The sequence below is a fragment of the Paraburkholderia sp. BR10923 genome, from assembly GCF_040948765.1.
Taxonomy (GTDB): domain Bacteria; phylum Pseudomonadota; class Gammaproteobacteria; order Burkholderiales; family Burkholderiaceae; genus Paraburkholderia; species Paraburkholderia youngii.
In genome coordinates, this window is sequence record NZ_JBFPKO010000030.1 from 31,423 (window position 1) to 44,363 (window position 12,941).

Sequence of the window (12,941 nt, forward strand, 5' to 3'; positions counted from 1 at the left end):
TCAGGCCGCGACGCTGGGTCGAAGGCCCTTCGGCCAATCCCGCGCGCTTGCACGCGGCGACTGTTCTGTCATGCGCTCTGTGAACTCCATTCGCTCGCCACAGAGCCCTTCGCCTTTGTCGTCCCACGGAGCTGGAATGCGCACCTGCTGCCAGACCGGGTTGCTGATTGCGCGGTCAATCTCGTGCACCAGCTCGACGATTCCCTCATACCCGGCATATGGATGATGGCGTTCCTGATTGACATCAAGCCAAGGCACCCGCGCCTTTAGCGCGACAAACTGCGAGCGCCCGCCGGACAGCATGATGTCGGCCTGCGACTCGCGGAGCATGCCGTACATTTCGCTTGCCGTCATATTGTCGACTATGCGCGCGTCATCGCCCATGATCTCCTTGATCCTTTCCTTGTCTTTCTCGGTGCTTTTCTTCACACTGGTGCCAACGATCTTGAGCCCCACCTCTTGCAACGCCGCAACAAGCGACCAGGATTTCACACCGCCTGTAATCAGCAGCACGCGCTTTCCATCGAGGCGCGCCCGGTATGGCGCAATGCGCGCCCACGCGCGCTCCTCTTCTGCTTCAATCAAGCGATCGGCGCGTTTGATCAGATCGTCGGGCGCACCCCTTTGCACCAGCAGCTTGGCGACTTGGCGCAACGCATCGCTCACATCGCCGATTCCGTAGAAAGAGCCCTCGAAATAGGGAATGTCGTATTGCCGCTGCATCTTTGTGGCAATGTTAATCATCGACTTTGAGCACACCACCATATTTACCTTCGCGCGGTGAGCGCTCGCGATGTCACTGTAGCGAGCATCACCAGAGATGCAAGCCAAGATACGGATACCCAGCGCGTCGAAGAGCGGCTTCGTCTGCCACAACTCCCCCGAGAGGTTGTATTCGCCGATGATATTGATGTCGAACGGCGTTGTGTGAGCGGGCTCACGCGAGCCGATTACATGATCGAAAATCGCCTCCCCACCGAGTTTATTGCCGAAGTTTTTCGACCCGGCGAAACCGGGCGCGTTGACCGGTATCACAGGTTTGCCGAATTTCTTTGACGCTTGCTTACACACTGCCTCTATGTTGTCACCGATCAGCGCGGTGACGCACGTCTGATAGACAAACACGGCAGGGGGATCATATTTTTGGATAATCTCGCGAATACTTCTGAACAGCCGTCTCTCGCCGCCATAGATTACATCGATCTCACCTAGATCAGTCGTGAACGCGGACCGATAGAGCATCGACCCGGAGGATGCCGCAGGACGGTTATCCCACGAGTTGCCCTCGCACGCAATCGGCCCGTGCACAAGGTGCGCTACGTCAACCACGGGCTGAAGTGCAATCCGAGCTCCATCGAATGCACAACCGCCAGCAGTCGCTCCTGGCGGAAGTTGCTTGGCGCAGCCTTGTCTGCGCTCCGTCTCACTTTTCGCCCTATTCTTCGCGCAACCGGGTTCGTCGAAAATATCTGCAGTCCTAGCCTTGAACCACATTGGAGAATCCTGACAATATGAGGTCCACAACTAATTGCAAGTTCCATACCATCGCGCGAAGCCGCAGGCATCCGCAGCGTGGGGTATCGGGCACTGTAGTAACAGCGTCGACTTAAACCAGTGCTTTGTCGGAGTTGAACGGATTGCGACACAACATACTTATCGACCTTCTTTCAGACCATGCGCGTGCTGTGTTCCACGCGCGTCGCTTTGCATACCGAGCAGACGAAATATCGGAGCCGTCCAGGGCGTGACCTCAAGCTTCGCTTTCTTAGAAGCGCCGCAGTTTGATTCCGTGCTTGCGCAGTGCATAGCCGATCTGCCGCGCCGTAATGCCGAGCAGGCGTGCCGCCTTTGCCTGCACCCAACCGCAGCGCTCCATGGCCCAGAGCAGCCGCTCACGCTCGTCCTCAGGGATGTGCTCACCAGAGTGCATGCCGAGACCGCGGGCATCGCGCTCCGGGGCGCCGAATTTCGCGGGAACGTTCAGCGCGTTACTGACTGTAACGTCCGACGAGCGTGCCGGACGTACTGCGTCTTCTCGCTCCACATGATGCAACACCTTCGTGAGGCACCGGTCGATCTCGCAGAGAAACGAAGAACGACCAATCGTGTCATGATGCGCCATTGTCGCAGTCCGCTCAATGCAGTTTTCGAGCTCGCGCACATTTCCGGGCCAGTAACAACTCGACAGCACCCGCAACGCTTCCTCGTTGAAATGCAGAGCGCGACCGTTCTCACGATTAAAGCGGTTAAGGAAGTATTGCGCCATCTCGGGGATGTCTTCCCGGCGCTCGCGCAGCGGCGGCAACACGATGCTCACCACGTTGATGCGGTAGTAAAGATCCGCTCGGAATTCGCCCTCTCTCACCATTTGTTCCAGACTGCGATTAGTTGCAACGATGAGCCTCACGTCAACTCTCACGGGCGTTGTCCCTCCTACCCGCTCGAACTCCCGCTCCTGCAGAACGCGCAGGAGTTTCGCTTGGAACGACGGCGATATATCACCTATCTCGTCGAGGAAAAGTGTTCCGCCGTGCGCCAATTCGAAGCGCCCCTTTCGCTGAGTTTGCGCGCCCGTGAACGCCCCCTTCTCGTGGCCAAACAGCTCGCTTTCCAGCAGTGTTTCCGTGAGCGCCGCACAATTCACCGAGACGAATGGCTGGTCCTTGCGCGGGGACAAACGATAGATTGCACGCGCGATCAACTCCTTGCCGGTGCCGCTCTCGCCGCGCAAGAGCACCGTCGTTCTCGCAGGTGCGACCTGATGGACCTGCGAGAATACGTGCTGCATCGCCGCAGATCGGCCGATTGCCCAATCGACTTGAATAGGAGGGGCCGCGTTCCGTCGGCGACTAATCTCCTCCTGCACGCTTTTGCGGTTCGGATTCGCCTCACGCTCAAGCAGAAGTGCCCTGCCCATTGGCGCAGCAACAACTTCCAAAAGTTGGAGATCGTCTGCGAAAGCACGCTTCCCGCCCGGATTCTCACAAAGTGCTACGAGCACCCCGAGCGGCCGTCCTTCGTGCCGGATCGGTGTCCCAAGTAGAGCGACACGCTCGGCATTGGAAACACGAACAGCCCCCGTGCGGTCGTCGAACATTGGGTCACCATCCAACTCAGACACAACCACGGCGGACTCGCTTTCCTGTATCTGCCCTACGATCCCTTCACCGGAGGGAAAACGCATACCTTCTCGCCAGTCGTCTGACAGTCCCGTGCTACACAGGCCGCCAAGCTTTCCATCCGGCTGCTCGACGGCGATGAACGCGGACCGCCAGCCTCTCGCACGCGACAGAAACCACAGCGACTTCTTCAACGCGTGCTCCGCATTACGGGATGAGGCCAGCGTTTTTAGCACTTCGGCCACTACATCGAAATCGGGAGGGCTCTCGTTGATAAGAGAATGCGACATAGATTCGGGCTCCAGCGACAACTCGCCAACGCAGTGACGAGACGGCTCGGCACAACGGCAGAGCCATAGTCGCGTTGGTGGCAGCCGAATTCGGGATGCCGCTGTGCTCAGGCATCGCCAAACTCGACAAAAATGACAAAATCGCAGCAATGGCGTCGGGAAGCTGCAAACAGAGGCAACGAGGCCCCTCCGTTCGCGGCTAGCATACTAACCAAAAAAGACGTAGGTTTCACGACAAATTCGGGTCAACAACAACCCGCACAGCCAGTCGAGGTTCCTAGTCTCGGTCGAACGCTGCCAGCGTTGAAGGAAGGCAGAAGCGGTTTCGTTATATGAAATTCAAATCGTAAGTGCCATAGGCCTCAAATGGCAGCTCAGGTTGCATTGCACGACACAGACGCAACTCCGCGCGAGTCCTTCCAAAATGCTGTGAGAGCTGTTCAGCAGCTTGCTCGAGTGCATCCGCCCAGTTGTTCGTCGTTTCTTTTTTAGCGCGCGATCCAATGCAACGTTACACGCCTGCAACCGGTCGACACCTATGTCATTTCGCATCGAGGCCCGATGTTTCTCGATGACATAAGTCAAACGTCACTCAGTGGGCTCCTGAATTCCCAAAGCAACGCTGCCTGCCCGCGTCAGCGTCGGGGCTGTCCATCGAAAATACCCGGCAGCAACCGTTTTGACGCGCCGAAATATCATCTCTTCGACGCGACCACGGCGCGACGTCACCTAAACCTGACCACGCGTTGGCATCGCCGGCTGCTCTGCCGTGAATATTCCGTGCTCTGCCGAGCTCAGCTGCAGCGAGCGAAAGAGGAACCGTTGAAGTGCGGTAGCTGCGGATGTTCGGTCGTTCCAGTTCTCTTGAGTGAACAGACCGAATTCCGCCACTGGCGGCATCGGCAACCCGACAGCTTGCGGATCGATCGCGTGCATGGTGTCGCGGCGCACGTGCCAGTCGAGCAGCACTGCAATACCGAGTCCTGCCTCAACGGCCGACTGCACCGCCGACAGGCTTGTGCTCGTACACGCAACACGCCACGCGATGCCGGCGTCGAGTAACGTCGCGAAAAAAATCTCCTGCCACCGGCATGCGCCGCCGAATGCAACAATCGGAAGCGGGCCCTCGCCAAGGTCCGTGTTCCGGGTACGTGCGGCTGCCCAGCGAAGCGGATGCCGCCATGTAACTATCGGCTCCGAGTGAATCAGCGCAGGGTCGCCGATCGCGAAATCTAGTGTGTTGCTTGCGAGCCGCTGCGATAACGCCGGGCTCGCATCGACAACAATCTCCAGCGCTACGTCCGGATAGAGAGCCGAGAACTGCCGCAATGCATGGCGAAGGTGGCTCATTGCGATGTCTTCCGGAATGCCGACCCTCACTGTGCCAGAAACGTCGCCCTCAGTCAGGGCGGAGCGAGCCGCGAGGCCAATGTCGAGGAGCTTGTGCGCATATGGCAGTAGCACGTTGCCCGCGGTGGTCGGCTTTACGCCGCGCGGTGAACGTTCGAGCAAGCGTTGGCCAACCTCATCTTCGAGCCGCCGAAGGGCCATGCTGACAGCAGCCTGTGTCCGATGGAGAGCCATCGCAGCATTGCTCACGCTGCCGGCTTCTACAACCGTCACGAATGTACGCAGCAGCGTGCTGTCGAGATCGCGAATCATCAATTTCCCTCATGCAGACATAAAGATTATCAGCTTATACCACGCATACCCCTGCGGTTAATATCCTACCGTCACGAGTCAGGGAACATGGATGCGAAGAAAGTTGCACGAAAAACACGCCGAATACGCACTGCGGGGAATACCCGAGTCGCTGGCGCACCCGGCCCTTCGAGCTTCGCCGTGTACCTGATCGAACAGCCGCCACCGAACTGGCCAATGCTCCTTCCAGTGAAGGAGCGATACCGCAGAAAAGCACAGCTTGACGTTGTGGCCTCCAGTCACCTCGTGCCCACGTCATGGCGCTCCTCGATGAGGAGTTCTAGGCACGCCGGCCTATCTGAGCCCGGATACGTCCACTTAACTGCAATTAGCAAACAATAGGTTGAAGCATTGCGTTCAGCAGGTTGCACGAACCCTCTCTCGCTATGCCAGCCGAAAAAAATGCCCAAGAATGTTTGACAGTGCTGCCCTCTCATCGCACGACCACCGCAGTCGCGGTTCGAGTCTAGAAGCTCGCGGGACTCCCGCGAGCCTGATGTACGCATCGAAGTTTCCCGCAAGAACGCGTCAAGGTGCCCGGCTGATCTCCTCGACGCGTTTATAGCAGCCCGGTTCGCTCGTTTCTTTGCCTTTTTCAATTTCTAACCGGAGGTCACATGAGTACAGCCAACGATCGCATTTATTTTGAGCAAGTCGCTCAACAAGCTGTGGAGCAGATGTTCGCAACTTCGCCCGAAACCGCAGCGTTCCACCGTGGCGATTGGATCGACAGTGAGTACTATCGCCGCCACCTCGTAGAAACTGTATTGCGAATCCGACTCAATAACGAGGTCGACGCGTTCGCACTCTACAAAATCGGCTCCAAGGACAACACGCTCGCACAGATCCTCGCGCAATACTTGGCAGAAGGATACGGGCATGAGGGGAAATTCCTCCACGACCTTAAGAAATTCGGCGTATCTGCCAATGAAGTCGACCGGATTGCCCCCCTCCACAGCACCGACAAACTGATCGGCTACCTCTATCTGAGCATTGGTCGCAACGGTCCGCTGCCGACGATGGTCTGGAACTGGCTGCTCGAATGGTATACCAATCGCTACAGCAAGAGCATTACAGAAGCCGCCAAGCGGGCGTTCGGCCACGATCACGTTAAAGGTTCGCTCGACCACATTCAGTACGCAGAATCGCACAAGCACTATGACATCATTTGGATTGCCCTTCAGCGGGCAATAGGCGGCTGGGGCAGCATTGAGAGCGCGGAAATGTATCTCCGCAACTTCGTCGGCCTGATCCATGAATATTTCGATGAGTTGCGTGTGACGACCGTGCCCCGGACGGAAAGCATAACGTCGCGGGAAGCAGCCACATGACCGCCGTCGTCTTGGTTGCGCCTGCGTCATCCGGTACCGCAGTTTTCGCCGCCACAGCTCGTCAAGGTATCGCCGCCCTTGCATTTGCGCGTGCCGCGACCCTTCGACTGCGAGCGTCTGTTGCGTCCTTCGCGGTGGTGGGCGCTGCGCTCGGCGTCTTCCCATGCACAGGCGAGTCACCGTGGACAGTTCAGCGCTCGCGGAGATTGCCGGGCAGCAGCGTAATGGACACATATACCCACTGGTTAAACTGAACAAGTCGATCTTGTTGTCGAAACTGATGATACGCGGCCATATTTGCAATCCAAACCCACGCAGCTCCGGCAATGCGAACGTGGCGATGCGACGTGCCTAACCATCGTACGGTTCGTCAAATCCATATCAGCGGACTTCGCCGGCGGCGCCGAAGTGGCGAGTGTGCGCCACAATCCGGTCTCAAAGGAGACGAAGCTCCCACGCCCACCCGCCCTCCACTATCGCGAGACTGACTGCTCTCTTAAACCCCTACCAGACATGTCCGGCTCACCGCCGCAGATCGCCCCGACGCCGGGCCCGGACATCGCCAAAACGCTCTGTGCGCTCAAATTTGATCAAGCCGAAAAAATATCTGAACAAGTTGCTTCCACATGAAAGCCAATCATCCTGCTAAGGGTAACCGCATAGTCGTGCTTAACCGGTGGTCCGACGGTTTCGCCGCCTATCAGCGCTACATTGATCATGCGGCGAACAAGATCGCATACGTCTGCACGCCCAACAGTGTCGCCGCGCTTGACACCTCTCGCATTGCACACGTCGAACAGCTATCTGACATCCTCGATGAAGAAGCGCTGCATGCGGCCGTGCGCGCCTGTAGTTCAGCGCTCGGCGGCATCGACAGGCTAGTCGCCTTATCCGAATTCGACCTTTTAGCGGCCGCGCGACTGCGCAATTCGTTCAATATCCCCGGCGACCTTCCCGAGACAGTCGTGCGCTTTCGAAATAGGGCCGTTACGAAGAATACTATCGCCGCAGCTGGCCTGCGTGTACCGCGGTTTGCAGCCCTGGAAGATCTGGTCGTTGCCAAGGCGGCGACTACCACTGTGGTGCGTTTTCCGATAATCGTGAAACCGCGATCAGGTACGGCGAACATAGGGTCACGGCGCATCGAGACCCGTCCTGAGTTCGATGCACTGTGGCCGACACTACCGCTTGCCGAGTACGATTGCGAGGAGTACATCGACGGTCCGGTTTATCACGTTGACGGCTTCCTTCTGAATGGCACATTGGTTATCGCGCGCGCGTCTCGCTACATCAACACTTATGTCCAGTTCGCTCAAGGTAAACCCCTCGGCTCGGTGATGCTCGACCCAGGTCCTCTAAATGAGGCGCTGACCGCATTCTCCGTAAAATGTCTGCGCGCCCTGGATTTCAGAAATGGGCCATTCCATCTTGAGATAGTCCGGGGCTGCGATGGATTGTATTTCCTTAAGGTTGGTGCCCGCGTCGGCGAAGGAGAAATCCCATTCCTCTTTCACGATCTGTACGGTGTTGACCTGTTCGCCCTCTGGGCCGCGCAGCAGTCAGGTGACAGGGCGCGGTTAGCCACTCAGGTGCAAGCAGCGCTAGACGCGTCGGCATCGTCCGCCCGCGGTGGATTCCTCATGTTGCCGGAGCCAGTGGGCAAAGTATTCGTCGATGCAAAATTGCTACGAGAGATCCCCGCGCTTTACGATGCGGTTTTCCCCAAGCCACATCATTTCTTCGACGGCACCGGCGGCTACGCCACCCTCCTCGCGCGCTTCCGCTACCGCGCTGCATCGGAGCACGAAATCGCCACAGCAATTCACACGACATTAGACAATTTCCAATACACGCTCGCCGAGATTGCCGCGCCCCCCTTCACTGCGGAGCCAGCGGCTCCAATGGTTCATCCCGGAAGGCATTCCCCGCCGCTTCTGCCTTGCTAGACGTAGTTTCGCGCCTCCTCCAGCAGGAGCTCACGCATCCAGATGCTCGCAGGATCACCGTTATGCAGGGAAGGCCATTGGATCGCTTCAGTGAAACAGGAAAGTGGCAACGGGACGTCGACGATCCGCAGCGGGGCGACTTCTGCGAAATACTTTGCCAACCTCAGAGGAATCGTAGCGATACGGTTAGTATGAAGCAGGACTCGCGGGATCAAGTCGAAGGTAGGCACGATAACCTCTTCGCGCCTCTTGAGACCTAGATCGAGTAAGAAGAACTCCTCGATCGAAGGTCTCCGTGCACGCCCAAACCTCACTGTTACGTGTCCCATCGACATATACTTCTCGAGTGGCAGGCGGCGGGACAACTGTTTGTTCGTCGGACAGCCTACACACACGAGCTTCTCCTCAAAGAGCGGTGCTTTAGGATGAGCATCAGCCAACAACAGCTCCGGCAGGATCAAAAAATCGGCGTCCCCACGCCGAAGCAGCTCACCCGGGTCGTCATCAGGGAAAAGCAATTCGAAACCAACCGAAGGAGCCTCGCGCGCTACACGCTCAATGACATTCTGAAAATAGACCAGCGTCATAAAGTCGGACAGGCACACCCTGAAGCGGCGATTCGACTTGTCCGGTCGAAACACGTCCCGCGAGATGATCGAAAGCTGGATGTGCGATAAGGCTTCCCGAACAGGTCCAGCGAGCTCCGTCGCTCGCGCAGTGGGGACGAACTCACGACCTCTCAATACAAACAGGTCGTCGCCGAAATAATCGCGTAGTCGAGCGACGGCGGCGCTCATGGCAGGCTGGCTCAGATTGACGCTTTGCGCCGCAGCCGTCAAGTTGCGCTGCGTCATCAGCGCATCCAGCGCGACGAGAAGATTCAGATCAAGGCCTTTGAATCGCATGTTCCGGTATCCGCCTTATGGATGAGACATATCGAAACAATCGATTGTACAAATTATTTGCGATAACGCAAAGTTGCGACAATTCAAATTGAATAGGGAACGTCGAAGCCCGTCTGTCGTAGTGCTGATTGATCCGCAAAATCCCGCATAGTGATCCGCAGTTGGCGATCGAACCTATCGGCAGATCAAACGATACAAGGCATGCGTCGGACGCGATGGAAAGGCTATGAACCACCCAGACTATTTGACAGAAGTGCGCAGCGGCAGTGATTGTGCCGATCTTCGCCCTAAGATTTACCTTACATTTGATGACGGACCTCATCCAGTATGGACGCCGAAAATACTTGACATATTGGCATATGAGCAAGCGGCGGCAACTTTCTGTGTCATTGGCGCGTACGCAGCGGAGTATCCAGAACTGATCAAACGGATCGCCGCAGAAGGTCATGAACTCGCTAACCACACCATGACACATCCAGACCTTTCGAAATGTGAGCCGGACCTAGTTCGCCGTGAAATATGGGAGGCGGATGCGCTTATCAAGGAGACGTGTCCTGCGGCGAAAGTGACGTATATCCGCGCGCCATACGGAATCTGGACGAAAGACGCAATCGGGGAAACGGGGAAGGCTGGACTGATCGCGCTTCACTGGTCAGTAGACCCGCGGGATTGGTCTCAACCGGGTGTCAATGCGATTGTTGATGCGGTGATGGCATCAGTCCGGCCAGGCTCGATTGTGCTGTTGCATGATGGAAGCCCCCCCGGAGAGTCGAACTCCGATGTTCACACGACATCCCGCAGACAGACGGCCGAGGCTCTCTCGCGTCTAATTCCTGCGTTGAAGGCGCGCAGGTTCGTGATTAGTCGACTTCCTGATCGTCGATCCCAAACACTGGGCGAATGAGCGCACATCTGTAACCACTAGCCTGCTTGGACTATTGGCTGGCCCACTCATTGCAAACGGTTCCCAATAGTCACATCGAGAGATCGTGCACGATTCTGGCGCACAATCAAATGAAGATGTCAGGAAAAACTGACCCCCGAAAAAAGGATCCACTGATATAACTTTCCGTGTGCGCCGATGGAGGTGTTGTTGCTTACCTCGATACCATGGAACGCATTGAAGGAGGTTATTAGTCGGCCGAAAGCGACAGATTAATACGATTGCATCAACAAACGACGGTACACGACAGCACGCAGTCAACTCTTTCTACGGTATCGCAGTTTCACGCAGGGTCTGTCGTCGATGTGATCGCGCCAAGCAGGCGTATTGACGGATCCTAGCAGGCCTGTAATCAGATCATTTTTTGACACCACTTAGCAAACTGACCTCGATGAACATTCCTGCCGTCATCAATACGACCTCCGTTTTATTGTACGCACTTCTTTCTGCCGTTTATAAGACAGCACAGGTTCTACATTCCCTACCCGCTCCAGCTGAGCATAGCAACCAATCTGCCACGAATTTTCTTCCCGACGTCGACGTCATCGTTCCGTGCTTCAACGAAAACCCCGATACTCTGCGCGCGTGTCTCGCCTCTATCGCAACGCAGGAATACTCAGGAGCTTTAAAAATCCACGTGGTCGATGACGGATCCGCCAACCGCGATGCGTTGGAACCCGTTTATCGCGACTACGAGCACGATCCAAGATTCAATTTTGTTCTTCTCCCCCAAAACGTGGGAAAACGCAAGGCCCAGATCGCCGCAATACGGGCTTCATCCGCAGAACTCATACTCAACGTCGATTCCGACACGACCTTGGCGCCTGACGTTATAAGCCAACTCATACTGACAATGAGCGATGCAGAGGTCGGCGCCGCCATGGGTCAATTGACCGCCAGCAATCGCAACGATACGTGGTTGACCCGTCTGATTGATATGGAATACTGGCTCGCGTGTAACGAGGAGCGCGCAGCTCAGGCCCGGTTCGGCGCCGTGATGTGCTGCTGCGGACCGTGCGCGATATATCGCCGCTCCGCGCTTCTCTTGCTGCTTGACCAGTACGAGACACAGATGTTCCGGGGAAAGCGAAGCGATTTTGGGGAAGATCGTCATCTAACAATTCTCATGCTGGCCGCGGGCTACCGAACAGAGTACGCTCCAAATGCGATCGCTTCGACCGTGGTTCCAGACAGACTGGGGCCGTATCTTCGCCAACAATTGCGCTGGGCGCGAAGCACGTATCGCGACACGCTGTTGGCGCTACGGCTTTTACCCCGCCTAGATCGGTATCTTACGCTGGACGTCATTGCGCAGAATGCAGGCTCCCTATTGCTCGCGATCGCAATGCTCTCCGGCTTTTTACAGATCGTATTGACAGAGACGGCCCCATGGAAGGCGTGCTTCTTGATTGCGTCAATGAGCATGCTCCGCTGCTCCGTAGCAGCCGTGCGCTCTTGTGAGCTTCGATTTCTTGGGTTTTCCGCGCACACGCTGGTCAACCTACTGTTCCTACTACCTGTTAAGGCGTACGCCTTGTGTACACTCAGCAACAGCAACTGGCTGTCCCGCGGCGTGGCCGCCGGCGGTTGTAGCGCACACGTCGACCCGCCGGGGCACGACACTGAAACGGGCACCACTATATCCACAAATGGCGGGGCTCAGCGTGACAAGCCCCGTCGACACTGGGATGAGCAGGCATTCACGGAATCTGATGACGTTTTCCGAAACAAATGATCGTGTTCGTCACGAGATCTTCCTGAAGAGAACAACCATTTGGATTTCCATGTCAATGCCAACCGCAGCAATCACGTTTACAGGTGTCAACAAGTCCTACGGCGGGAAGCTCGCTGTCAATGGACTGTCCTTCCACGTAGAGCCGGGCGAATGTTTCGGCCTTTTGGGGCCCAACGGCGCAGGCAAGAGCACGACCGCGCGGATGGTCCTCGGGATGGCGCTACCTGACGCGGGTACGATCACAGTCCTCGGAGAGCCAGTGCCTGGACGCGCGCGACGGGCACGTGCACGAATTGGCGTCGTTCCGCAATTCGATAATCTTGAACCCGGGTTCACAGTGCGTGAGAACCTAGAGATATTCGGGAGCTACTTTGGCATGAGCGCAGGTGAGATCTCGGTTGTGATTCCCTCTTTGCTCGAATTCGCGCGTCTGGAAAGCAAGGCTGATGCGCGCGTTATCGAATTATCAGGCGGCATGAAACGGCGTCTGACGCTCGCTCGCGCGCTCATCAACGACCCCCAACTACTTGTAATGGACGAGCCCGCGACGGGCCTTGATCCGCATGCGCGCCACCTCATCTGGGAACGCCTGCGCTTGCTACTCGCGCGCGGCAAAACAATTCTTCTCACCACTCATTTCATGGAAGAAGCGGAGCGACTGTGCAACCGTCTCTGTGTGATTGACGAAGGGCGCAGCATTGCCGAAGGTACTCCTAGTGCGCTGATCGAAGAGCAGATTGGGAGCCAAGTGATTGAGATATATGGCGGCAATTCACATGAACTGCGGCCGTTACTCGAACCCTACACACAGCGAACCGAAGTGAGCGGCGAAGCATTGTTTTGCTATGCCGCTGATCCCGAGCAGGTGCGTTTGCAGTTGCGGGGGCATGCGGGTCTGCGCATTCTCCAACGCCCCGCCAACCTGGAAGACGTGTTTTTGCGGCTAACCGGCCGCGAAATGAAGGATTAGT

At 56.8% G+C, this 12,941-nt stretch carries 9 protein-coding genes; 5 read left to right on the forward strand and 4 right to left on the reverse strand.

What is annotated here, in order from left to right; all coding sequences use genetic code 11:
• From nifE to AB3X94_RS35285, 3 genes are all read right to left on the reverse strand, one after another.
• On the reverse strand, positions 1–1,494 hold the full coding sequence (gene nifE, locus AB3X94_RS35275; RefSeq protein ID WP_368593715.1) for a nitrogenase iron-molybdenum cofactor biosynthesis protein NifE: 1,494 nt from the start codon (positions 1,492–1,494) through the stop codon (positions 1–3).
• A 271-nt stretch (positions 1,495–1,765) separates the two neighbouring features.
• Positions 1,766–3,409 carry a nif-specific transcriptional activator NifA gene (gene nifA, locus AB3X94_RS35280; protein ID WP_368593716.1) on the reverse strand — a complete coding sequence of 548 codons (1,644 nt, stop codon included), beginning with the start codon at positions 3,407–3,409 and terminating at the stop codon, positions 1,766–1,768.
• Between the two features lie 729 nt (positions 3,410–4,138).
• Positions 4,139–5,071, reverse strand: coding sequence for a LysR family transcriptional regulator (locus AB3X94_RS35285; protein WP_176112450.1), 933 nt, complete (start codon positions 5,069–5,071; stop codon positions 4,139–4,141).
• Positions 5,072–5,727: 656 nt separating this feature from the next.
• Between AB3X94_RS35285 and AB3X94_RS35290 the strand changes: the two genes are divergently transcribed.
• A complete protein-coding gene (locus tag AB3X94_RS35290) occupies positions 5,728–6,441 on the forward strand; it encodes a hypothetical protein (RefSeq protein ID WP_368593717.1) in 714 nt (237 codons plus the stop codon).
• Positions 6,442–7,067: 626 nt separating this feature from the next.
• A complete protein-coding gene (locus AB3X94_RS35295; RefSeq protein WP_368593718.1) occupies positions 7,068–8,387 on the forward strand; it encodes an acetyl-CoA carboxylase biotin carboxylase subunit family protein in 1,320 nt (439 codons plus the stop codon).
• On the opposite strand, the gene AB3X94_RS35300 is transcribed toward AB3X94_RS35295, so the two are convergent.
• Positions 8,384–9,292, reverse strand: coding sequence for a LysR family transcriptional regulator (locus tag AB3X94_RS35300; RefSeq protein WP_176112453.1), 909 nt, complete (start codon positions 9,290–9,292; stop codon positions 8,384–8,386). The genes AB3X94_RS35295 and AB3X94_RS35300 overlap by 4 nt on opposite strands.
• A gap of 226 nt (positions 9,293–9,518) precedes the next feature.
• On the opposite strand from AB3X94_RS35300, the gene nodB reads away from it, so the two are divergent.
• The 3 genes from nodB (at position 9,519) to nodI (ending at position 12,940) form a co-directional block, all read left to right on the forward strand.
• A complete protein-coding gene (gene nodB / locus AB3X94_RS35305) occupies positions 9,519–10,196 on the forward strand; it encodes a chitooligosaccharide deacetylase NodB (RefSeq protein ID WP_368593719.1) in 678 nt (225 codons plus the stop codon).
• Positions 10,197–10,626: 430 nt separating this feature from the next.
• The gene (gene nodC, locus AB3X94_RS35310) at positions 10,627–11,970 is read left to right on the forward strand and encodes a chitooligosaccharide synthase NodC (RefSeq protein WP_368593720.1); all 1,344 of its coding nucleotides are present in this window, start codon (positions 10,627–10,629) and stop codon (positions 11,968–11,970) included.
• A complete protein-coding gene (nodI, locus tag AB3X94_RS35315) occupies positions 11,948–12,940 on the forward strand; it encodes a nodulation factor ABC transporter ATP-binding protein NodI (RefSeq protein WP_368613933.1) in 993 nt (330 codons plus the stop codon). The genes nodC and nodI overlap by 23 nt, the downstream gene beginning before the upstream one ends.
• The last annotated feature ends 1 nt before the right edge of the window (position 12,941 follow it).